Raw genomic sequence first — 22,998 nt, forward strand, 5'->3', positions numbered from 1 at the left:
CGTGGCCTTCGCCCGCACCTGCTCGGTCGCGCTGCTCGGCGTCGACGGCGTGGTGGTCGAGGTCCAGGCCGACCTCGAACCCGGGGTCGCCGCCTTCACCCTGGTCGGCCTCCCCGACAAGGCCCTCACCGAGGCCCGCGACCGGGTGCGCGCCGCCGTCGCCAACAGCGGCGAGAGCTGGCCGCAGCGCAAGCTCACCGTCGGCCTCAGCCCCGCCTCCGTGCCCAAGAGCGGCAGCGGCTTCGACCTCGCGGTGGCGTGCGCCGTCCTCGCCGCGGCGGAGCGGCTCGACCCCGACCGCATCGCCGACCTGCTCATCGTGGGCGAGCTCGGCCTCGACGGCCGCGTCCGGCCGGTGCGGGGCGTGCTGCCCGCCGTCCTCGCCGCCGCCGACGCGGGGTACCGCGAGGTCGTCGTCCCCGAGCAGACCGCCTCCGAGGCGGCCCTCGTCCCCGGGGTCTCGGTCCTCGGGGTGCGCAGCCTGCGCCAGCTGGTCGCCGTCCTCACCGGCGAGGCCGTCCCCGACGAGCCGCCCGACCGGGACGCCCCCGGGCGCCCCGACCCCCTCCTGGCGGGGCTCGCCCTCCCAGGCACCGGCGTCCGCGGCCTCGCCGGGACACCCGCCCACCGCCGCGACATGGCGGACGTCGCAGGCCAGTACGAGGCCCGCCGCGCCCTGGAGATCGCCGCCGCCGGCGGCCACCACCTCTACCTCAAGGGGCCGCCGGGCGCGGGCAAGACCATGCTCGCCGAACGGCTCCCCGGGCTGCTGCCGCCGCTGCGGCCCGAGGAGGCGCTGGAGGTCACCGCCGTGCACTCGGTCGCCGGGCTCCTCCCGCCCGGGCGCCCGCTGATCGACACCGCCCCCTACTGCGCGCCCCACCACTCCACCACCATGCCCGCCGTCATCGGCGGCGGCAGCGGGCTGCCCCGGCCGGGTGCGGTCTCCCTCGCCCACCGGGGCGTGCTGTTCCTGGACGAGGCCCCCGAGTTCCCCGTCCGCGTGCTGGACGCCCTGCGGCAGCCGCTGGAGTCCGGCGAGGTCGTCGTGGCCCGCGCGGCCGGGTCGCTGCGGCTGCCCGCCCGCTTCCTGCTGCTCCTCGCCGCCAACCCCTGCCCCTGCGGCCGCTGGTCGCGACGGGGGGAGGGCTGCCAGTGCACCCCGGCCATGGTCGGCCGGTACCAGTCGCGCCTCTCCGGACCGCTGCTGGACCGGGTGGACCTCCAGGTCGAGGTCGAACCGGTCACCCGGGCCCAGCTCCTGGAGCGCGACACCGCGGCCGAGTCCACCGCCGCCGTCGCCGCCCGGGTCGCGGAGGCCCGGCTGCGCGCCGCGGCGCGCTTCGACGGCACCCCCTGGCGCGGCAACGCGGAGGTGCCCGGCCACGAGCTGCGCACCCGGTGGCGGACGACGCCGGGCGCGCTGGACGACGCCGAGCGCGAGATGCAGCGCGGCCTGCTCACCGCCCGCGGCCTGGACCGGGTGCTCCGGGTCGCCTGGACCGTCGCCGACCTCGCCGACCTCGCCGGCCACGGCCGGCCCGACCGCGCCGACGTGCGCACCGCACTGGTGCTCCGGACCGGCGTCCAGCGCGGCGCACCCCTCGGCGGCCCGTTCCGGTGACCGGCGGCGGGCGGTGGGAGGCGTCGGCCGCCACCTGTGCGTACGGGTTCCGCGGCCCGCCCGCGGATCCCGGTCCCAGCGGACCCGGCCCTCCCGACGAGCCGGGCCGCCCCCTCCAGGGAAGGAGTGAAACGGTGACCTCGTCCGACCAGGGCCCTTCCGACCAGGGCCCTTCCGACCAGGGCCCTTCCGACCAGGGCCCTTCCGAGCAGCGTCTTTTCGACCAGCGCCCCTCCGGCCGGCGCCCCTCCGAGCAGGGCTTGTTCGGCCCGCTCCCGTGCGGGTACGCCCCGCCCGGGCGGACCGCCGCCGGCGCCGACGCCCCCCGGCACGCCGACGCCCCCCAGCACGCCGACGCCCCCCGGCACGCCGCCGGTCCCGGGCACCCCGCCGGCCCTGGCCCGGCCGTGCCGTCCGGTGCCGCGGACGACGGCGAGCGGCTGGCCAGAGCCGCCATCACCCGCCTCGCGGAGCCCGGGGACCCCGCAGTGGGGCAGTGGATCGACGACCTCGGCGCGGCCGGGCTGCTCCGCCTCCTCCGGACGGGCGGCACACCTCCCGGCGCCGCCCCCGCCCGCATGGCCCGCTACCGGGCGCGCGCGGCCGGGATCGACCCGGCAGCGGACCTGGAGCGGATCCGTGCGGGAGGTGGCCGCTTCGTCGTCCCCGGCGACGCCGAGTGGCCGACCCAGCTGGACGACCTCGGCGCCGCCCGTCCGGTCGGCCTCTGGACGGCGGGCGCCGCCTCCCTCCGGCTGCTGGCCCTGCGGTCCGTCGCCGTCGTGGGCGCCCGCTCCTGCACCGCCTACGGCGCCCACGTCGCCGGGGAGCTCGCGGCGGGCCTGGCCGAACGCGGCTGGGTGGTGGTCTCGGGCGCCGCCTACGGCATCGACGCGGCGGCCCACCGGGGCGCCCTGGCGGCGGGAGGCCCCACCGTCTCCGTCCTCGCCTGCGGGGTCGACGTCGCCTACCCCCGGGGGCACGCCGAGCTGATCCGCCGCATCTCCCGACAGGGGCTCCTGGTCAGCGAACTGCCTCCGGGGGAACACCCCAACCGCTTCCGCTTCGTGCTGCGCAACCGGGTGATCGCCGCCCTCACCCGGGGCACCGTGGTCGTCGAGGCCGCCCTGCGGAGCGGAGCGCTGAGCACCGCCCGGCGCGCCCGGGACCTCAACCGGCTCACCTGCGGCGTCCCCGGCCCGGTGACGTCGGAGCTGTCGTCGGGCGTGCACGCCCTGCTGCGCAGCGGGGCCGCGGCGCTGGTCACCGACGCGGCCGAGGTGGCGGAGCTGGTCGGGGGCATCGGCGCCGACCTGGCCGACCCCCGGTGCGGGCCGGTGCTGCCGCACGACCTGCTGCCGCCGCAGGCGCGCCTGGTCTTCGACGCCCTGCCGGCCCGCGTCGACGGCGCGCCGGTCGAGGCCGTCGTCCGCGCCACGGGCCTGCCGCCGGACGACGTGCTGCAGCGGCTCTACGAGCTGGCGTCCCTGGGTTTCGCGGAGCGGTCGGGAGCACGCTGGCGGGCGCGCACGACCCGCGGGGACGACACGGCCGGGTGACACGGGATCCCCCGATCGGTATCGAACGCAACACCGTACGGCGTCCGGGCGGGGGTAATCCTCACGGTGCCGCCGCACCCGCGCCACAGGCCCCGTTCCACCCGTCCCACCTGCGGATACCCCGCCACCGGATCGGAGGACGCATCGGACTCGGTAGCTCTCGGCACTGGTCCGATCACGCTACGCTCACCACGACTTCCATACCGGCACACGACTCGGCAGAACGGCGCACAGGGACGCATGCCCACACACATTCCCCGGCGGAGAGCCACCGGCGGCGACAGGACCCTCACGGCCCCGGCCGCGGGGACGGGGCCCGCCTCCGAGATCCACTCGGCGGCCGGGACCGCTGCCGGCATGCGCCGCCCCGGGACCGCACGCAGCGGGCAGGGGGTCTCCGCGCCGACGCCGGCACCGGCGCCGACACCGGCATCCGCGGCCGCCGACGGGGGCGCCGGCGCCGGGCAGGCGGAACCGCCCAGACCGCCGGTGGCCCGGCGCGGGGGGAGCGAGAAGAGCGGTGAGCGTCCGGCCCTGGAGCAGCTGTGGCGCTCCTACAAGTCGACCGGTGACGGCCGGCTGCGCGAGCAGCTGATCCTGCACTACTCGCCGCTGGTGAAGTACGTGGCCGGGCGCGTGGGGGTGGGGCTCCCGGCCAACGTCGAGCAGGCGGACTTCGTCTCCTCCGGTGTCTTCGGGCTCATCGACGCCATCGAGAAGTTCGACCTGGACCGCGCGATCAAGTTCGAGACCTACGCGATCAGCCGGATCCGCGGGGCCATCATCGACGAGCTGCGGGCGCTGGACTGGATCCCCCGGTCGGTCCGCCAGAAGGCGCGGGCAGTGGAGCGCGCCTACGCCACGCTGGAGACCCGGCTGCGCCGCACGCCCCACGAGCCCGAGGTCGCGGCGGAGATGGGCATCCCCGTGGAGGACCTGCACGCCATCTTCAGCCAGCTCTCCCTGGCCAACGTCGCCGCACTGGACGAGCTCCTGCACCCGGTGGGCGGGGGCGGCGACGGGCTGAGCCTGCTGGACACCCTCGTGGACACCGCCGCCGACGACCCGGAGGAGGTCGCCGAGGGCCGTGAGCTGCGCCGTCTGCTGGCCGGGGCGGTCAACACCCTCCCCGAGCGGGAGAAGACGGTGGTCACGCTCTACTACTACGAGGGGCTCACCCTCGCCGAGATCGGACAGGTCCTCGGCGTCACCGAGAGCCGGGTCAGCCAGATCCACACGAAGGCCGTCCTGCAGCTGCGCGCCAAGCTCTCCGACGCGCGGTGACCCGCCCCGAGCCCCGGGGGACCCGGGGGGCCTGGCCGGGGTGACCCCGAGCCCGGGTCCGGATGACCGCGGGCTCCCGATGCCGCCGGGCGGAGATCCGGCTGTCCGGGGAGCCCGCAGATCCGGGAGCCGGAGGCCGCCGTCCCCCACGTCCGAACGGTCGGAGGGTGCCTGAGGCCCGGACGGCCGCCCGGCCCGTGCTGCGGGAAGCGCCGCAAGCCGCGCGCCCCGCACCACCCGGCGCTCCGCCCTCCGCCCCCGGGACGCTCGTCCAGGACCGCACGGGTGCACCCGCCCTCCGCAGTCCGGCGTCCCCGGGCGGCTCGCCACCACCGGCTCCCTCGAACCCCGTACCGCGGCCGCGGCCGCGGTGCACCGTCTCCGGTGCGGCCCGCGGACCGGTGGCGGCCGGCTCGGACGGGAGCAGCCGCACCGTGCCCAGTCCCAGCAGCGCCAGCGGGTCCAGGTAGCGCCGTCCCCGCAGCAGCCCCCAGTGCAGGCACGCCGCCGTGCAGTGGCCGTCCCCCACCTGCGGCGGTCCTCCCGACTCCAGCGGTCCTCCCGGTCTCGGCGGTCCTCCTGCCCGCGGCGGCCCTACCGGTTCGGGCCGCGGGTCCCCGGCCCGGGGACCTCCCGACCACCGGTCCGCCGCCGGACGGGCGGCCTCGAGCCGCCCGACGACCTCCCCCGCCTCGACCCGGGCGCCCACCGGCAGGACGGGCTCCACCGGGAGGTACGTCGTCCGCAGGGGCGGTTCGCCGGTGCCCGGGTGGACCACGGTGACCGCGCTCCGTCCGCCGACCCGTCCCGCGAAGGCGACCGTCCCCGCAGCGGCCGCCCGCACCTCCGAGCCCTCCGGCGCCGCCAGGTCGGCCCCGCGGTGCCCCGCCGCCCAGGGCAGCGGGGGCGGACGGAAGCCGCGCAGCACCCTGACCGGGCCCGCAACCGGCCAGGCCCGTGCGGCGTCCGCCGGGAAGCCGCCGGCCGCCGGGGAGGCAGCCCGCCCGCGACCGGCCGCCGCCCCGGCCGCGGCGTGCGGGAGCGCCGAGCAGAGGGCCAGGACCGCCAGCACGCCCAGGAGCGCCAGCAGTGCGCGGTCCGGCGCGGGAGGCCGCGGCGGCCCGCCGCAGCCGGCGAGGGCGCTCCGGCGCGGCAGGACTCCGCGTCCCGCTGCGGTCCCGCGCCGGGGCGCCGCGGTGCCGAGGGGCGGTACGGCCCTGCGGGGCGGGCCCGCACCCCGGCAGGCACCGTCACCGGGACGCACCCCCGCACCGTGGTGCGGGCGGGCGTGGTGGTGCGGGCGGGCATCGGGCCGCGGCGGGCCGCCGTTGCGGGGGAGCGGACTGCGGGGTGCGACGGTGTGCCGGACAGCGGTCATGGCGGCACGCTGCCCGCACCGGCGCGGTTCCGCCACCGCCCGCCCCGGACCTGTGGACAGGCCCCGGCCTGTGGAGAACCCCGTCCCCGCACGGATGACCCGCGCCCGCCCCCGTACGCGCCCGTCCCCGTACGCGCCCGCCCCCGTACGCGCCCGTCCCCGTACGCGCCCGTCGCTGTACGGACCGTCCCCCCCGCGGCCCCCCGGAGCCCCCACCCCGCCCCGCCTTCCGGGCCGTACACGGCTCCGGCCGTCGCCCGCCCGCCCGGCCCGCCGCGCCCGGTTCCCCGCCCGTGGCTGCCTGCGGCCGCCCGCACACCCGGCCACCGCGCCGCGCTGAGTCGCCCGGGGTGCCGCGGGTCCCGTACACTTCTGTCGCGACCCGGCGTGCCGGGTCGACTTCGCACGCCCCGCCACCGATGCGCCAGCACGCGGCTCGCAGTCCGCGTCAGCACGGTGCGAGTGCCGCTCGGTCCGATGAGCCGGGGTGCGGCATACGCCGCACCCGGTCCCCACGGCACGGCACGGCCGGGGCGTCAGGCGCGGCGGCCGTCCCGGCCGCCGCGGACAACCGAGCCCGACCCCGGCCGCCACGGCGCGCCGGGGGAGCGATCCGAGGAGTACGGCACATGGCCGTCGTCACGATGCGGGAGCTGCTGGAGAGCGGCGTCCACTTCGGTCACCAGACCCGCCGTTGGAACCCGAAGATGAAGCGCTTCATCTTCACCGAGCGCAACGGCATCTACATCATCGACCTCCTGCAGTCGCTGAACTACATCGACCGCGCCTACGAGTTCGTCAAGGAGACGGTCGCCCACGGCGGCAGCGTCCTCTTCGTCGGCACGAAGAAGCAGGCCCAGGAGGCCATCGCCGAGCAGGCCACCCGCGTGGGCATGCCCTACGTCAACCAGCGCTGGCTGGGCGGCATGCTGACCAACTTCTCGACCGTCTACAAGCGCCTGCAGCGCCTGAAGGAGCTCGAGGAGATCGACTTCACCGACGTCGCGGGCTCCGGCCTCACCAAGAAGGAGCTGCTCGTCCTGCAGCGCGAGCACGAGAAGCTCGAGCGCACCCTGGGCGGCATCCGCGACATGCAGCGCGTCCCGAGCGCGGTGTGGATCGTGGACACCAAGAAGGAGCACATCGCGGTCGGTGAGGCCCGGAAGCTCAACATCCCGGTCGTCGCCATCCTCGACACCAACTGCGACCCCGACGAGGTCGACTACAAGATCCCGGGCAACGACGACGCCATCCGCTCCGTCACCCTGCTGACCCGCGTGATCGCCGACGCCGTGGCCGAGGGCCTCATGGCCCGCTCCGGTGCCGCCGGCGGCGCCAAGGCCGAGCCGGGCGCCGACCAGCCGCTGGCCGACTGGGAGCGCGAGCTCCTCGAGGGCGAGAAGAAGGCCGACGAGGCCCCCGCCGCCGAGGCTGCCACCGAGGCCCCCGCCGAGGCCGCGACCGAGGAGGCCGCCCCCGCCGAGGCCGCCACCGAGGCCCCCGCCGAGGAGAAGCCGGCCGCCGAGGGCGAGCAGGCCTGACGTTCCGCGGTCGAGGGGTACGGCGGTCGCCGCAGCACGCTGCGGCCCGCCTGCCCCTCGCACCCGTGCCGGGGCCGGCGGCGACCCCGCCGGCGCCCGGCGCCACCCCAGCAGACACGCGAGACGCGAGAAGAGATTCACAACCATGGCGAACTTCACCGCCGCGGACGTCAAGAAGCTCCGTGAGCTCACCGGCGCCGGCATGATGGACTGCAAGAAGGCGCTGGACGAGGCCGAGGGCAACGTCGAGAAGGCCGTCGAGCTCCTCCGCATCAAGGGCCAGAAGGGCGTGGCCAAGCGCGAGGGCCGCGACGCCTCCAACGGCGCCGTCGTCTCCCTCCTCGAGGGCGGCAACGCCGGCGTGCTGGTCGAGCTGAACTGCGAGACCGACTTCGTCGCCAAGGGCGACAAGTTCGTCGAGGTCGCGAACACCATCGCCGCCCACCTCGCCAAGGCCGCCCCGGCCGACGTCGAGGCCGCCCTCGCCAGCGAGATCGAGTCCGGCAAGACCGTCCAGCAGTTCGTGGACGAGGCCAACGCGACCCTCGGCGAGAAGATCGTCTTCCGCCGTTTCGCGCAGTTCGACGGTGACGGCTACGTCGCCGCCTACATGCACCGCACCTCCCCGGACCTGCCCCCGCAGGTCGGCGTCCTCGTCGAGCTCGACAAGGAGAACGCCGAGGTCGCCAAGGACGTCGCGCAGCACATCGCCGCCTTCGCGCCGAAGTTCCTCTCCCGCGAGGACATCCCGGCCGAGGTGCTGGAGAGCGAGCGCCGCGTCGCCGAGGCCACCGCCCGCGAGGAGGGCAAGCCCGAGGCCGCCCTGCCGAAGATCATCGAGGGCCGCGTCACCGGTTTCGTCAAGGAGAACGCCGTGCTGGAGCAGGCGTTCGCCAAGGACAACAAGAAGACCGTCCAGAAGGTCCTGGACGAGGCCGGCGTCACCCTCAAGCGCTTCGCCCGCTTCCGCGTCGGTGCCTGAGGTCGTTCCGGCGGCCTGCCCCTAGGGTAGAGAGCGGAACACGTCGAACAGCCCCTCCGCGTGTCCGGAGGGGCCGGTTCGGCACCATAGAACGACGAGGAGGCCATTGCCGTGCAGGTGTGCATACCTGTCCCCGCGGCGGTGGCCTCCTCATCTGTACGTGCTCGAGGAGGAGTCGCACCATGCAGATGACCGGACAGGAGACGACCGGGGACGGCGTACGCCGCCGCGTGCTGCTCAAGCTGTCCGGCGAGGCGCTCGCCGGGGGAGGCGGCCTCGGCGTCGACCCCGACGTGGTGCACGCCATCGCCCGTGAGATCGCGGCCGTGGTCCGCGCCGGCACCCAGGTCGCCGTCGTGGTCGGCGGCGGCAACTTCTTCCGCGGCGCGGAGCTCCAGGTCCGCGGCATGGACCGGGCCCGCTCGGACTACATGGGCATGCTCGGCACGGTGATGAACTGCCTCGCCCTGCAGGACTTCCTGATCAAGGAGGGCGTGGAGACGCGGGTGCAGACCGCCATCACCATGGGCCAGGTCGCCGAGCCCTACCTCCCGCTGCGCGCCGTGCGCCACCTGGAGAAGGGCCGCGTGGTGATCTTCGGTGCCGGTATGGGCATGCCCTACTTCTCCACCGACACCACCGCTGCCCAGCGGGCCCTGGAGATCCACGCCGAGGCCCTGCTCATGGGCAAGAACGGCGTGGACGGGGTGTACGACTCCGACCCCAAGGCCAACCCGGACGCGGTCAAGTTCGACGCGCTGGAGTACTCCGAGGTGATCGCCCGCGACCTCAAGGTCGCCGACGCGACCGCGATCACCCTCTGCAGGGACAACGACCTGCCGATCCTGGTCTTCGAACTCCTCACCGAGGGCAACATCGCCCGCGCGGTGCGGGGTGAGAAGATCGGCACGCTGATCAGCCGCGGGGCGGACAGGGCCTGACCGCCCCGGGCGGCACGGCGCAAGACGACGTTACGGACCCCTGGCCCCGCCATCCGGGCGCGGGAGGGGGCGAGCAGGGAACCGGACAGGAGCAGACTGTGATCGAAGAGACCCTCCTCGAGGCCGAGGAGAAGATGGAGAAGGCGGTCCAGGTCGCCAAGGACGACTTCGCCGCCATCCGCACCGGCCGTGCGCACCCGGCGATGTTCGCCAAGATCACCGCCGACTACTACGGCGCCCCGACGCCGATCAACCAGCTCGCCTCCTTCTCGGTGCCCGAGCCCCGGATGGCCGTCGTCACCCCGTTCGACAAGAGCGCGCTGCGGGCCATCGAGACCGCCATCCGCGACTCCGACCTCGGCGTCAACCCGACCAACGACGGCTCCCTCATCCGCGTGGTGTTCCCGCAGCTGACCGAGGAGCGCCGCCGGGAGTACATCAAGGTCGCCCGCCACAAGGGCGAGGACGCCAAGATCTCCATCCGCAGCGTCCGCCGCAAGGCCAAGGAGGCCCTGGACAAGCTGGTCAAGGACGGCGAGGTCGGCGAGGACGAGGTCCGCCGCGCCGAGAAGGAGCTCGAGGACGTCACCGGCCGCTACGTCGGCCAGGTGGACGAGCTGCTCAAGCACAAGGAAGCCGAGCTGCTCGAGGTCTGATGAACCACGCCACGACTCCTCCCGGCGGGGCGGCCCCCGGCTCCGGGACCTCCCCGCAGGGCCCCGACGGGCCCGACCAGCCCGGCCGCCCCGCCGCAGGGGTCGCGGCGTACGCACCGTGGGCCGGCCCGCAGCCGCCGGCCCCCTCCGCCCTGCCCAACGACCTCGCCGAGCACCGTCCCGGGCAGGAGAACGCCGTGGCGCCGACCGACCACCACCCGTCCAGCGACGACCCCTCGGACGGGAACCCGCCCGGTGCCGCGGCGCAGCCCGCCAAGCCCCGCGGCGGACGGAACCTGCCCGCCGCGATAGGGGTCGGCGTCGGCCTGGGCGCCGTCATCGTCGCCTCGCTCTTCTTCGTCAAGGCGCTCTTCCTCGTCGTGGTGATGGCGGCGGTCGGCATCGGCGTCCGGGAGCTCACCAGCCGCCTGGCGGAGCGCAAGGACATCCGCACGCCGCAGGCCGGACTGGCCGTGGCGGGCGTCGCGATGCTCGCTGCCGCCTACGCCCTCGGCACGGAGGGCTCGGCGGCGGTGCTGGCGCTGACCGCGCTGGGGGTGCTGGTCTGGCGCATGAAGGAGCCGCCGCCGGACTACCTGCGGGACGTCACCGCCGGCATCTTCACCGCCTTCTACGTGCCCTTCCTCGCGACCTTCGTCGCCCTGATGCTGGACGCCGACGACGGCCCGTGGCGGGTGCTCCTCTTCCTGATGGTCACCGTCTGCAGCGACACCGGCGCCTACGCGGTGGGCTTCCGGTTCGGCAGGACCAAGCTGGCGCCGCGGATCAGCCCCGGCAAGACCCGCGAGGGGCTGGCGGGCGGCATCGCCCTGTCCATGCTGGCCGGGGCGCTCGGCATGCAGTTCCTCATCGAGGGAGGCGCATGGTGGCAGGGGCTCGTCCTGGGCGCCTGCGCGGCGGTCACGGCGACCCTCGGCGACCTCGTCGAGTCGATGATCAAGCGCGACCTCGGCATCAAGGACATGGGCACCCTCCTCCCGGGCCACGGCGGCATCATGGACCGCCTGGACTCCCTGCTGCCCACCGCGCCGGTCACCTGGCTCCTCTTCACCGCCTTCGTCGGGGCCTGACCCCGCCGCCCGGCACCCCGCACCCCGCACCGCGCTGCTCCACGGCGGCCCCGGCCCTCCCGGCCGGGGCCGCCGCCGCGTCCGGGGCCCGACTCCCGGGGCAGTCCGGAGACGGTGCCACGGGCGGCGGCAGCGGTCCGACGGCGGCAGCGGACCGCCGGCGGTGACCGCATCCCCACCACGCCCACCTGGGCCGGTCGAGTTGATCTGCGACACTGGACGGACCATGCCTGCACCCGGAGAACTCACCTTCGTCGCGCCGCGCGGCGCCAAGCCGCCCCGCCACCTCGCCGACCTCAGCCCCGCCGAACGCAAGGAGGCCGTGGCCGAGCTGGGCGAGAAGCCGTTCCGCGCGAACCAGCTGTCCCGCCACTACTTCGGCCGGCTCTCCGCCGACCCCGCCGAGTGGACCGACATCCCCGCCGCGTCGCGCGAGAAGCTGGCCGGGGCGCTGCTGCCGGACCTGATGTCCGTGGTGCGGCACGTCTCGTGCGACGACGACACCACCCGCAAGACCCTGTGGAAGCTCTTCGACGGCACCCTGGTCGAGTCGGTGCTGATGCGCTACCCGGACCGGGTCACCATGTGCATCAGCTCGCAGGCCGGCTGCGGCATGAACTGCCCGTTCTGCGCCACCGGCCAGGCCGGCCTCACCCGCAACCTCTCCACGGCCGAGATCGTGGAGCAGATCGCCGCGGGCATGCGCGCGCTCCAGGCGGGGGAGATCCCCGGCGGCCCGGCGCGGCTGAGCAACGTGGTCTTCATGGGCATGGGCGAGCCGCTGGCCAACTACAACCGGGTGGTCGCGGCGATCCGCCGGCTCACCGACCCCTCGCCCGACGGCCTGGGCCTGTCGCAGCGCGGCATCACCGTCTCCACGGTGGGCCTGGTCCCGGCCATGAACCGGCTGGCCGACGAGGGCATGAGCGTCCGTCTCGCGCTCTCCCTGCACGCGCCCGACGACGAGCTGCGCGACACCCTCGTCCCGGTGAACACCCGGTGGAAGGTGGCCGAGGTGCTGGACGCCGCGTGGCACTACGCGGACCGCTCCAACCGGCGGGTCTCCGTCGAGTACGCACTGATCAAGGACATCAACGACCAGGCGTGGCGGGCCGACCTGCTCGGCCGCAAGCTGAAGAACCGCCGGGTCCACGTGAACCTGATCCCGCTCAACCCCACGCCCGGCTCCAAGTGGACCGCCTCGCGCCCCGAGGACGAGCGGGAGTTCGTCCGCCGCCTGGAGGCGCACGGCGTGCCCGTGACCGTCCGCGACACCCGCGGCCAGGAGATCGACGGCGCCTGCGGCCAGCTCGCCGCGGCGGGCTGACCCCGGAGCCCGGTCCCGTCCCGTACGCAGACGTCCGGCCCGGCCCGCACCGACCGGTGCGGGCCGGGCCGGACCCGTCTCAGCGCAGGGCCGCCGCCGTCAGCGCGGCGGCCCCGACGGCGGCGAGCAGCAGCACGGACCCGGCCGCGCCGGCCCGTACCAGTGCGGCGCGCCGTACCAGCCCGGTGCCCGCGCCCATCCGCCGCACGAGGTCCAGCCGGGGGACCCGGGCGGAACGGGCGCCGACGAGCCGTACCCCGGCCACCGCGACGGCGCACAGTCCCACCAGGGCGGCGTCCGCCACGGGCAGCACGCCGCCCGGTCCGTGCCCGGCCGCCCAGCGCTGCGCGGCGGCCACGGCGGCCCCTGCCAGGACGGCGGGCAGCCCCAGCGGGACGCCGAGCCGCACGGCCTCGGCCTGCAGCCCGCGGCCCGCCAGCAGGCGCACGGCGTACGGGCGGCCCGCGACGAGCAGCCGCCCCGCCGCCGCCAGCAGCAGCGGAGCGGTGAGGACGAGGCCCAGCAGGGCCAGGACCCCGCCGGCCGCCCCGGCCGTGGTGGCGGCCCCCAGCCCGGCGGGGAGGTGGAGGCGGCCGCCGCCCCCGTGCCGCCCGTAGAGCTCCAGTGCGGTGCCGACCGCGACGGCGGCGGGTGCGGCCGCGGCGCGCAGCGGCCCGAGGGGCTGCACCCCGCTCTCGGGCCGCTGCCCGGGCAGGGTGTCGCGGAGGGGCCCGGCCGCGACGGCGGCGGCCGCGGCGACCAGGGGGACGACCAGCAGCAGGGTGAGCGGCGCCGCGGCGGGCAGCCGCGCGCCCATGCCCACCTCGGGGGCCAGCTCGGCCCCGGCGATGTCGTTGCGCAGGACCAGGAAGCCGACCAGCGCCAGCAGACTGCCCGCGGCGCAGGCGAGCGCGGTCTCGCCCGCGACGAGGAGGCGGATCCGCAGGGGGCCCGCCCCGGCGGCCGCCAGGCCGGCGATGCGCCCGGGTCGCCGGTCCGGGAGGGCGCGGGCGCACGAGGCGGCGAGCCAGCCGGTCGCGGCGAGGGCGGGCAGGCACCAGCCGAGGCGGGCGGCCGAGACCGCGACGGCGGTTCCGGGCGGGTCGACCAGGGCGCGGCCGAGCGCCCGCAGCAGCAGGGCCGCGGTGGCGGCGGCTGCCGCCGCGGTGAGGATCCAGCGACCGAGGTCGAGGACCCGGTAGCCCCGGGCCAGGCGGAGGTAGAACACCGGTGGGCGGCTTCCTTCCGGGTCCGGACGCCCCGACGGGCGGCCGTGCGAACGCTGCGTCAGGCAGGAGTGGCGGTTCGGGCGTTGGGGTCGGGCGTTGGGGTTGTGTGGTGGGTCGGGCGGAACTGCGGGCGGTACGGGTGCGGCGGGTCAGGCGGGTGCGGCCGCCGCCGCGGCTGCGGCCTCCGCGAGGGGGGCCGCCGGCTCGGAGAGGGCCCCGTCCAGCAGGGCCACGGACCGGTCGGCGTGCCGGGCCTGCCCGGGGTCGTTCAGGGCCAGCACCAGGGTGAGCCCGTGGGAGCGGGCGGCGGTGCCGAGCACGCGCAGCACCTGCTCCCCGGCGTCGCGGTGCAGCGGTGCGGTGGGGTCGTCGGCGAGGACGAGGCGGGGCAGCGGCGCGAGGGCGCGGGCGACCGCGACCCGCTGCCGCTGCTCCTGGGTCAGTTCGGCGGGCCGCAGGCGGGCGCAGCCGGCGACGTCGAGCCGCTCCAGCCACTCGGCCGCCGCGGTGTACGCGGCGCGGCGCCCGGCACCGGCCAGGAGCAGCGGCAGGGCGGCGTTCTCCCGGACGGTCAGCTCCGGGACGAGCTGCGGCTCGGAGCCGACCCAGCCGACGTGCTCGCGGCGGAGCCGCTCCCGTTCGGTCCGGGGGAGGGAGTGGAGCGGCCGTCCGGCGAACCAGACCTCGCCGTCGTCCACGGGCAGCAGTCCGCCGAGGCATCCGAGGAGGGTCGTCTTGCCGGACCCGCGGGGGCCGGTGACCGCCAGCACCTCCCCCTGCCGCACGGTGAGGGAGACGCCGCGCAGCGCCGCCGTCCCGTCCAGGGACTTCAGCACGCCGGACGCCCGGACCAGGTCGGCCTCCGCGGGCGGTCCGGCCTCCGCGGACGCGCCGGCGACGCCGGCTTCCCCGGGCGCGCCCTCCGAGGGTGCCCCGGCCTCTCCGCGGGCCCCGGCCTCCGCCGGTCCCGCCGGCGCCTCGGCCTCCGCGGCTGCGTCCGCGTCCTCGGCGGGTGCGCCAGCCCCGTCGGCCGGTGCGTCCGCCCCGCCGACCGCTGCGTCCGCGTCCTCGGCGGGTGCGCCGGCCCCGTCCCCGGGCGCGTCGCCCCTGCCGGGCCGGGACGCCCCGCGCTTCGTGCCCTTCGGGCGCCTCCCGCGCCTCCCGCTCCCCGCGGGCGTGCCGTCGCCCGCGGGGGTGGCGGCACCCTCGGGCGGGCCGCCGTCCGCGGGTGCGTCGCTGTCCCCGGGCACGTCGCTCTCCGGCGGGGCCGCTGTCAAGAGAACCTCCGGCTCTAGGTGTGGGATGCCAGGTTAGAGGGCCCAGGACACGGGAAGGTCGCGGCACACGATCCCCATGGCATCCAATCGGATATATCAGACCGTCGAATGCCCCTGCCCGCATCCCGGTGCGCCCGGATGCAGCAGGGGGCGCCGGGAGGCCGCGGGCCGGCCGCGGGTCCGCCGGGAGGTGCCCCGGACGCACCGGGGGCGGTCCCCGGCGTACCGGGAACCGCCCCTGGCGGAGGGTGGGACAGAGAGTCCGCGTGCGATCGTCAGATCTTGGTCCACGCCTCGGTGAGGGTGGCCCGCAGGATCTGCTCGATCTCGTCGAAGGTCGACTGGTCGGAGATCAGCGGCGGGGCCAGCTGGATCACCGGGTCGCCGCGGTCGTCGGCGCGGCAGTACAGGCCGTTCTCGAAGAGCTTCTTGGAGACGTGCCCGTACAGGACGCGCTCGACCTCGTCGTCGTTGAAGGTCTCCTTGGTGGCCTTGTCCTTCACCAGCTCGATGCCGTAGAAGTACCCGTTGCCGCGCACGTCGCCGACGATCGGCAGGTCGTGCAGCCGCTGCAGGGTCGACAGGAACTTGTGCTCGTTGTCGAGCACGTGCTGGTTGAGGCCCTCGCGCTCGAAGATGTCGAGGTTGGCCAGCGCCACCGCCGCGGAGACCGGGTGGCCGCCGAAGGTGTAGCCGTGCAGGAAGGTGTTGTCGCCCTTGTAGAACGGCTCGGCGAGGCGGTCGGAGATGATCGTCGCGCCGATCGGGGAGTAGCCCGAGGTCATGCCCTTGGCGCAGGTGATCATGTCCGGCTGGTAGCCGAACTTGTCGGCGCCGAACATGGTGCCCAGGCGGCCGAAGGCGCAGATGACCTCGTCCGAGACGAGCAGCACGTCGTGGCGGTCGCAGATCTCGCGCACCCGCTGGAAGTACCCGGGCGGCGGCGGGAAGCAGCCGCCGGCGTTCTGCACCGGCTCCAGGAAGACGGCGGCGACGGTGTCCGGGCCCTCGAAGAGGATCTGCTGCTCGATCTGGTCGGCGGCCCAGCGGCCGAAGGCCTCCGGGTCGTCGCCGTAGAACGGCGCGCGGTAGATGTTGGTGTTCGGCGCCTTGTGGGTGCCCGGCACCAGCGGCTCGAACGGGGCCTTCAGGCCCGGCAGGCCGGTGATGGACAGGGCGCCCTGCGGGGTGCCGTGGTAGGCGACGGCACGCGAGATGACCTTGTACTTGGTCGGCTTGCCGGTCAGCTTGAAGTACTGCTTGGCCAGCTTCCAGGCGGTCTCGACCGCCTCGCCGCCGCCGGTGGAGAAGAAGACCTTGTTGAGGTCGCCGGGCGCGTAGTGGGCGAGGCGCTCGGCCAGCTCGATCGCCTTGGGGTGGGCGTAGCTCCACACCGGGAAGAAGGCGAGCTCGGCGGCCTGCTTGGCGGCGACCTCGGCCAGCTCGCGGCGGCCGTGGCCGGCCTGCACGACGAAGAGGCCGGCGAGGCCGTCGAGGTACTTGCGGCCCTCGGAGTCGTAGACGTAGGTGCCCTCGCCCCTGACGATGGTGGGGACGGGGGCGTTCTCGTACGACGACATCCGGGTGAAGTGCATCCACAGATGGTCGTAGGCGGACTTCGAGAGGTCCTTCTGGTCCGGGTTCGCGGTCATCTGGTGCCCCAGGTGTAGGTCTGTTTCCGGAGCTTCAGGTAGACGAAGCTCTCGGTGCTCCGCACGCCGGGTAGGGCGCGGATGCGCTTGTTGATCAGGTCGAGGAGGTGCTCGTCGTCCTCGCAGACCAGCTCGGCCAGCAGGTCGAACGAGCCTGCGGTGGCGACGACGTAGTCCACCTCGTCCAGTGCGGCCAGTGCGTCGGCGACGGGGTCGATGTCCCCCTCGACGTTGATGCCGACCATCGCCTGCCGCGCGAACCCGACCGTGAGGGGGTCGGTGACGGCGACGATCTGCATCACGCCCTGGTCGAGCAGCTTCTGCACGCGCTGCCGCACGGCCGCCTCCGACAGGCCGACGGCCTTGCCGATGGCGGCGTACGGGCGGCGGCCGTCCTCCTGCAACTGCTCGATGATCGCCTTCGATACGGAGTCGAGGGGAACGCTGCCGTTCCGGTCGCGGTTGGCCACGGCCACCACTCTGCCCGATCGACCGCCTGTTCGCAAGGGAATCCGTCGCCGATCTTCGATTCGGGCACTGATTCCATCGTTCTTGCCGTTCGGGTATGTCGATACCGTCGGCCCCGCCGCTAGGGTGGGTCGCGTGTGCGGCGGCCGTGTGCGCGAGCGGCGGTACCGTCCGTCCGCAATCCGTACATACTTCAGTGCACCGTGCACCGCCCGGTGCGGCCACCCGGCGGCCCGGGCACGACTCGAGGAGAGGTCCGTGAGCGATCTTCGCGCGCTGCGCAACTACATCAACGGCGAGTTCGTCGACGCGGCGGACGGCCGCACCCTCGACGTGGTCGACCCCGCCACCGGCGAGGTCTACGCGACCTCCCCGCTCTCCGGCCAGGCCGACGTCGACGCCGCCATGGCCGCCGCCGCCGAGGCCTTCCCGGCCTGGCGCGACAGCACCCCGGCCGCCCGCCAGCTCGCCCTGCTGAGGATCGCCGACGCGGTCGAGGCGCGGGCCGAGGAGCTGATCGACGCCGAGTGCCGCAACACCGGCAAGCCCCGCGAGCTGACCCGCTCCGAGGAGATCCCGCCGATGGTGGACCAGATCCGGTTCTTCGCCGGCGCCGCCCGCCTGCTGGAGGGCAAGTCCGCGGGCGAGTACATGGAGGGCCTGACCTCCTTCGTCCGCCGCGAGCCGGTCGGCGTCTGCGCCCAGGTGGCGCCGTGGAACTACCCGATGATGATGGCGGTCTGGAAGTTCGCCCCCGCCATCGCGGCCGGCAACACCGTCGTCCTCAAGCCGTCCGACACCACCCCGGCCTCCACCGTGCTGCTGGCCGAGATCATGGGGGAGATCCTCCCCAAGGGCGTCTTCAACGTCATCTGCGGCGACCGCGACACCGGCCGCCTGATGGTCGAGCACCCGACCCCCGCCATGGCCTCCATCACCGGCTCGGTCCGCGCCGGCATGCAGGTCGCCGGCAGCGCCGCCAAGGACCTCAAGCGGGTCCACCTGGAGCTCGGCGGCAAGGCCCCCGTCGTGGTCTTCGAGGACGCCGACATCCCCGCCGCCGTCGAGGGCATCTCCGTCGCCGGCTTCTTCAACGCCGGCCAGGACTGCACCGCCGCCACCCGCGTGCTCGTGCACGAGGACGTCCACGACGAGTTCGTCGCCGCCCTCGCCAAGGCCGCCGCCGAGACGAAGACCGGCGGCGTCGACGAGGAGGACGTCCTCTACGGCCCGCTCAACAACGCCAACCAGCTCGCGCAGGTCTCCGGCTTCATCGAGCGCCTCCCCGCCCACGCCAAGGTCGAGGCCGGCGGCAGGCGCGTCGGCGACCGCGGCTACTTCTACGCCCCCACCGTCGTCTCCGGTCTGCAGCAGGACGACGAGATCATCCAGAACGAGGTCTTCGGCCCGGTCATCACCGTGCAGAAGTTCTCCGACGAGGAGCAGGCCGTCGCCTACGCCAACGGCGTCGACTACGCGCTCGCCTCCTCGGTGTGGACCAAGGACCACGCCCGCGCCATGCGGATGTCCAAGGCCCTCGACTTCGGCTGCGTGTGGATCAACACCCACATCCCGCTGGTCGCCGAGATGCCGCACGGCGGCTTCAAGAAGTCCGGCTACGGCAAGGACCTCTCCTCCTACGGCTTCGAGGACTACACCCGCATCAAGCACGTCATGACGGCGATCTGACCCGCGCCCCGACGCCGGACGGCCCCGGGAGGCAGCTGCCTCCCGGGGCCGTTCCCGTTCCCATTCCCGTTCCCGTTCCCGTTCCCGTTCCCGTTCCCGTTCCCGGTCGCGGGCGCGGGCGCGGGCGCCCGCGCCTCAGCCCACGTCCCACAGGAACCGGTGGGTGTGGATGCCGAAGTACGGGAACGTCTCGACGCCGGTCACGCCCTCGATCGGCCGCACCACGTCGTTCACCAGGTCCAGCAGGTCGCCCGGCTGCCCGCACACCACCTCGGCGAACAGGGCGTAGGGACCGGCCGTCAGGACCATGTAGACGACCTCCTCGCGCTGCGCCAGCGCGTCCGCGACCGCCCGCGGGTCGCCGTCCACGGCGATGCCGAGCAGCGCCATCGACTGGCGGCCCATCGCCATCGGGTCGGTGACCCCGACGACCTGCACCACCTTGGAGTCCAGCAGCCGCTGCAGCCGCTGGCGGGCCGCGGAGGCCGACAGGCCCACCTTCGGCCCGAGGTCGGCGTAGGCGATCCGGCCGTCGGCCTGCAACTCCTTGAGGATCGCCCGGTCGATGTCGTCCACGTGTCCCCGTCCCCGTTCGTCTCGGTGGTCCTGCGCGGCTCCCCGCCGCGGCACCGGCGCCCGCCTGCCGGGCGCCGGTGTGCTGCCGAACTGTACCCACGGCCCTCCGGCCGGGTCAGCCCGCCAGCTCCTCCAGGGCCGCGTGGAAGACCTCGGTGTGGGTGTCCACGTCGGCCTCGGTGGTGTCCGGGCACATCAGCGCCATGTTGTGGAACGGCGTCATGAGGATGGACCGGTTGGACAGGTAGACGTGGAGGAAGTCCTCCAGCTCCGCGTCGGCGCAGGCCGCCGACTCCGTGCCGGTCCGCGGCGCCGGGGAGGCGAAGCGGTACTCGGTGCGGGCGCCGAGCCGGCTGACCGACCAGGGCAGCCCGTACGCCTCGATGCCCTTGCGCACGCCGGCCTCGAACCGCTCCGACAGCGCGCACATGCGGGCGAACGCGTCGTCGGTCAGCACGTGCTCCAGGGTGGCGCGCATCGCCGCCACCGACAGCGCGTTGCCCGCGAGGGTGCCGCCGACGCCGCCCATGTCCACCAGGTCCAGGTCGTCGCGGCCCAGCAGCCGGTCGGCCAGCTCCGCCGACAGGCCGTACGCGCCCGCCGGGATGCCGCCGCCGATGGCCTTGCCCACGGTCAGCACGTCCGGCTCCAGCCCCCAGGCCGCGGTGCAGCCGCCGGGGCCGGCCGACAGGGTGTGCGTCTCGTCGTTGATCAGCAGCGTGCCGTACCGGCGGGTGAGCTCCCGCACGCCCTCCAGGTAGCCGGGCTCGGGCAGCACGATGCCGATGTTGGTGAGCGCCGGCTCCATGAGGACCGCCGCGACGTCGCCGTGGGCCAGCTCCCGCTCCAGGCCCTCCAGGTCGTTGAACTCCGCGACCCGGCTGGTGAGCGTCACGTCGCAGGGCGCGCCGACGTTGCCGGGGCGGGAGGCGCCGCGGCCGTCCTCGCCGACGACGATCAGCGACTCGTCGACGCTGCCGTGGTAGCTGTAGCTGTTCACCAGGATCTTCGAGCGCCCGGTGACGGCGCGGGCCAGCCGGATCGCCCAGCGGTTGGCGTCGGTGGCGGTCAGCGAGAAGGACCAGCGCTCCAGGCCGAAGCGGCGGCTGAGCTCCGCGCCCACCCACTCCGCGTCCTCGGTGGGCAGCATCGCTGTCGCGCCGCCCTGCGCGCGGTAGCGGCGCTCGACCGCGTCGGCGACCGGTGCGGGGGAGTGGCCCGCCATGGCGCCGGTGTCGCCCAGGCAGAAGTCGACGTACTCGTGGCCGTCGATGTCGCGGACCCGCGCGCCGCGGGCCCCTTCCAGGTAGAGCGGGAAGGCGGTGGCGCTCTTGTTCATCCACGTCATCGGCACCCGGCCGAAGAGGTGCTCGGCGCGCTGGTACGCGGCCTGCGAGCGGGGGTTGCGGCGGGCGCTCTCGGCGGTCTCCCGGGCGAGCAGGGTCTGCAGGTGTGCACGGTCCATGGGCGGCACGGTACGCCCGAAAGAGTTGCGCGGACAAGACAGGGCGATCGATTCGGTTGCCACGACGCATGTTTCGATCGTTCTGGAGGTGTCGGGCCGTCGGGTCGTCGGATCGTCGGCCCCCGAACCGCCGGACCCCGCCGTGCCCCCGGACCCCTGCGCCCCCGGGCCCCCGGGCCGCCGTGCCCGGGTCAGCGGCGCACCGCGTCGAGCGCCAGCAGCGCCACGTGCAGCGACAGGCACGACTCCACCTGGTCGAGGTCCACACCCAGCACCCGCTCCACCCGGTGCAGCCGGTCGTAGAACGACGGCCGCGACAGGTGCGCCGCGTCCGCCGCCGCCGACTTGTTGCGGCCCTGCTCCAGGTAGGTCCGCAGCATCGCCGTCAGCTGCGTGCCGTGCTCCGCGTCGTACGCCAGCAGCGGCCCCAGCTCCCGCTCCACGTACGTCTGCAGCCGGGCGTCGTCCCGCAGCAGGTGCAGCAGGCCGCGCAGCCGCACGTCCGGCAGCCGGTAGTACGACGCGGCGCGCCCCCCGGGCAGCGGGGCGTCGTGCAGGGCGGCGTCCGCCACCTGCGTCGCCTCGACGAGGGTGCGCCGGGCGTCCCGCACCGACCCCACCGACGACCCCACCGCGACCACCGGCGCCCCCTCCGGCGCCGCGCCCCCCGACCCCGCCCGGCCGGGCCGGCCCCCCTCGCCCAGCAGCCGCTCCAGCGCCGCCGCGAACCCGTCCAGGGAGGCGTGCTCGTCGTCGTGCGGCCCCAGCGCCACCAGCAGCCCCACCCCGTCGTCGTCCAGCGGTCCCACCAGCGCCGACATCCGCCGCTCGCGCACCGCCGCCGCCGCGGTCTCGGTCAGGTCCCGCAGCCGGGCCTGCGCCTCCAGCGCGGCCGCGGCCGGCCGGCCCCGCTGCCGCAGCACCACGCCCACCAGCCGCCGCCCCTCCAGCGGCACCCCGAGCGCCTGGGCGCGCAGCGCCACCTCGGAGACGGTCAGCGCGTGGGTGAGGATGCCCGACAGCAGCGTGCGGTGCGTCTGCCGCTCCAGGCTCTCGCGGTCCCGCACCAGCAGCCGGCCCAGCGCCAGCGTCGCCGCGCCCCGCTCCAGCAGCACGGTGTGCCGGTGCGGCAGCTCCTCGGGCAGCGGGCCGGGCTCGCCGACCAGGACCAGTCGTCCCCAGTCGTGCCCGCGCGCCCCCACGGCGGTGACCAGCCAGCCGGTCCGCGGGTCGTACCCGGTGCGGCCCTCCGGGCGGACCCCGCGCGAGCGCCGCTCCCAGTCCTCCAGCAGCGCCTCCGCGTCCCGGCCCGCCGCGTCGTACGCCAGCACCTGGTGGGCGAGGTTCTCCAGCACCGCCGGAGCGCCCGCCATCCGCGCCACCTGCCGCACCACCTCCGCCGGTTCGGCGCCCTCCACCGCCAGCTCGTTGAAGGTCTGGTGGACCGCCTCCGAGCTGCGCAGCTCCTCCAGCTGCGCGTTGACCACCAGGGCGTGCACCGCCTCGGTCACCGCCACGAACCGCAGCTCCCGGCGGAGCGCCACCAGCGGCAGGCCGTACTGCTCGGCGGCCTGCACCAGCGCCCGGGGCAGCGTGTCGAAGTACCGGCGGCCGAACTCCACCACCAGGCCCGCCGCGCCGACCTCCGACAGCTCGCGGACGTACCGGGCCAGGCCCTCGCGGTCCTCGGGCAGCGCGATGCCGGTCGTCAGCACCAGCTCGCCGCCCTGGAGCATGCCCGCGATGTCCGGCAGCTCGCTGACGTGCACCCAGCGCACCGGGCGCTGCAGCCGGTCCGCCCCGGCGACGACCTGGGGCATGCCCCGGCGCACGGCGTCCAGGTCGAGCACGCGGGCGACGGTGGGGAACACGGCTGCCTCCTGTCGACGGCGGGCGCCGCCGGGGTCCAAGGTGTCAGCAGCATCATGCAACGCGGCGGCCCTCCCCCCGCCCGCCGGACGCCTTGCACTCTGTAAGGCCTCCGCCGCCCGGGCTGCCGCCCTGTCCCTTGCCGCCGTGCGCCGCGCCGGGCAGGGTCGGCGGGGTCGGACGTGGCGGGAGTCACGACCGGGCGCCCGATTCCGTCGCGTAACCAAAAGGCAACAACGGAATCCCTTGTCGGTGGCGACGGTGTCTTGCGATGATCGCGCAATCCCCGCCACCGGCCGGCGCACGGTTCCGGTGCCGGCAGGCGGCGAGGAGGCCGCGCCCACCGGACCCGCGCGGCCGGACCCGCGCCCCGGGCCGGACCCGGGCCGG

The 22,998-nt window shown here is 75.3% G+C and carries 18 protein-coding genes; 10 read left to right on the plus strand and 8 right to left on the minus strand.

Annotated elements, in window-relative coordinates; translation table 11 throughout:
* Position 1: 1 nt before the first annotated feature.
* The 3 genes from LO771_RS21940 to whiG all read left to right on the plus strand — a co-directional run bounded on the left by LO771_RS21940 (position 2) and on the right by whiG (position 4,467).
* Positions 2–1,624, plus strand: coding sequence for a YifB family Mg chelatase-like AAA ATPase (locus LO771_RS21940; protein ID WP_230655088.1), 1,623 nt, complete (start codon positions 2–4; stop codon positions 1,622–1,624).
* Positions 1,625–2,031: 407 nt separating this feature from the next.
* The gene (gene dprA, locus LO771_RS21945) at positions 2,032–3,183 is read left to right on the plus strand and encodes a DNA-processing protein DprA (RefSeq protein WP_230745270.1); all 1,152 of its coding nucleotides are present in this window, start codon (positions 2,032–2,034) and stop codon (positions 3,181–3,183) included.
* 489 nt (positions 3,184–3,672) lie between these two features.
* Positions 3,673–4,467: an RNA polymerase sigma factor WhiG gene (gene whiG, locus LO771_RS21950; protein WP_230655089.1), complete on the plus strand. Its 795-nt coding sequence runs from the start codon at positions 3,673–3,675 to the stop codon at positions 4,465–4,467.
* Here whiG and LO771_RS31135 read toward each other — a convergent pair.
* Positions 4,406–5,845, minus strand: coding sequence for a peptidoglycan DD-metalloendopeptidase family protein (locus tag LO771_RS31135; protein WP_304944852.1), 1,440 nt, complete (start codon positions 5,843–5,845; stop codon positions 4,406–4,408). The two genes, whiG and LO771_RS31135, sit on opposite strands and share 62 nt — an antisense overlap.
* A gap of 629 nt (positions 5,846–6,474) precedes the next feature.
* Between LO771_RS31135 and rpsB the strand changes: the two genes are divergently transcribed.
* From rpsB to rlmN, 6 genes are all read left to right on the plus strand, one after another.
* Positions 6,475–7,386, plus strand: coding sequence for a 30S ribosomal protein S2 (rpsB, locus tag LO771_RS21965; protein WP_230655093.1), 912 nt, complete (start codon positions 6,475–6,477; stop codon positions 7,384–7,386).
* Positions 7,387–7,531: 145 nt separating this feature from the next.
* Positions 7,532–8,368 carry a translation elongation factor Ts gene (gene tsf / locus LO771_RS21970; RefSeq protein ID WP_230655095.1) on the plus strand — a complete coding sequence of 279 codons (837 nt, stop codon included), beginning with the start codon at positions 7,532–7,534 and terminating at the stop codon, positions 8,366–8,368.
* 182 nt (positions 8,369–8,550) lie between these two features.
* On the plus strand, positions 8,551–9,309 hold the full coding sequence (gene pyrH / locus LO771_RS21975) for a UMP kinase (RefSeq protein WP_374228214.1): 759 nt from the start codon (positions 8,551–8,553) through the stop codon (positions 9,307–9,309).
* 98 nt (positions 9,310–9,407) lie between these two features.
* Entirely contained in the window at positions 9,408–9,965 is a 558-nt protein-coding gene (gene frr, locus LO771_RS21980; protein WP_230655097.1) for a ribosome recycling factor, read from the plus strand.
* On the plus strand, positions 9,965–11,056 hold the full coding sequence (locus LO771_RS21985) for a phosphatidate cytidylyltransferase (protein WP_230655099.1): 1,092 nt from the start codon (positions 9,965–9,967) through the stop codon (positions 11,054–11,056). The genes frr and LO771_RS21985 overlap by 1 nt, the downstream gene beginning before the upstream one ends.
* A 226-nt stretch (positions 11,057–11,282) precedes the next feature.
* Complete coding sequence (gene rlmN / locus LO771_RS21990) at positions 11,283–12,383, plus strand: 23S rRNA (adenine(2503)-C(2))-methyltransferase RlmN (RefSeq protein ID WP_230655102.1); 1,101 nt, start codon at positions 11,283–11,285, stop codon at positions 12,381–12,383.
* 79 nt (positions 12,384–12,462) lie between these two features.
* Here the strand turns inward: rlmN and LO771_RS21995 are convergent, their stop codons facing one another.
* From LO771_RS21995 to LO771_RS22010, 4 genes are all read right to left on the minus strand, one after another.
* Entirely contained in the window at positions 12,463–13,611 is a 1,149-nt protein-coding gene (locus LO771_RS21995; RefSeq protein WP_230655104.1) for a hypothetical protein, read from the minus strand.
* 150 nt (positions 13,612–13,761) lie between these two features.
* Entirely contained in the window at positions 13,762–14,466 is a 705-nt protein-coding gene (locus LO771_RS22000; RefSeq protein WP_230745275.1) for an ABC transporter ATP-binding protein, read from the minus strand.
* A 698-nt stretch (positions 14,467–15,164) separates the two neighbouring features.
* Complete coding sequence (locus tag LO771_RS22005; RefSeq protein ID WP_230655105.1) at positions 15,165–16,541, minus strand: aspartate aminotransferase family protein; 1,377 nt, start codon at positions 16,539–16,541, stop codon at positions 15,165–15,167.
* Positions 16,538–17,011: an Lrp/AsnC family transcriptional regulator gene (locus LO771_RS22010; RefSeq protein ID WP_374228215.1), complete on the minus strand. Its 474-nt coding sequence runs from the start codon at positions 17,009–17,011 to the stop codon at positions 16,538–16,540. Before LO771_RS22010 ends, LO771_RS22005 begins: the two co-directional genes overlap by 4 nt.
* A 256-nt stretch (positions 17,012–17,267) precedes the next feature.
* On the opposite strand from LO771_RS22010, the gene LO771_RS22015 reads away from it, so the two are divergent.
* Positions 17,268–18,698, plus strand: coding sequence for a gamma-aminobutyraldehyde dehydrogenase (locus tag LO771_RS22015; RefSeq protein WP_230655112.1), 1,431 nt, complete (start codon positions 17,268–17,270; stop codon positions 18,696–18,698).
* A 135-nt stretch (positions 18,699–18,833) separates the two neighbouring features.
* Here the strand turns inward: LO771_RS22015 and LO771_RS22020 are convergent, their stop codons facing one another.
* The 3 genes from LO771_RS22020 to LO771_RS22030 form a co-directional block, all read right to left on the minus strand.
* On the minus strand, positions 18,834–19,274 hold the full coding sequence (locus LO771_RS22020) for an Lrp/AsnC family transcriptional regulator (protein ID WP_230655115.1): 441 nt from the start codon (positions 19,272–19,274) through the stop codon (positions 18,834–18,836).
* Positions 19,275–19,389: 115 nt separating this feature from the next.
* Positions 19,390–20,739, minus strand: coding sequence for a transaminase (locus LO771_RS22025; RefSeq protein ID WP_230655120.1), 1,350 nt, complete (start codon positions 20,737–20,739; stop codon positions 19,390–19,392).
* 191 nt (positions 20,740–20,930) lie between these two features.
* Positions 20,931–22,610 (minus strand): PucR family transcriptional regulator, encoded by a 1,680-nt coding sequence (locus tag LO771_RS22030; protein WP_230655123.1) that lies wholly within the window; start codon positions 22,608–22,610, stop codon positions 20,931–20,933.
* Positions 22,611–22,998: the final 388 nt, after the last annotated feature.

The sequence above is a fragment of the Streptacidiphilus sp. ASG 303 genome, from assembly GCF_020991365.1.
Taxonomy (GTDB): Bacteria; Actinomycetota; Actinomycetes; order Streptomycetales; family Streptomycetaceae; genus Peterkaempfera.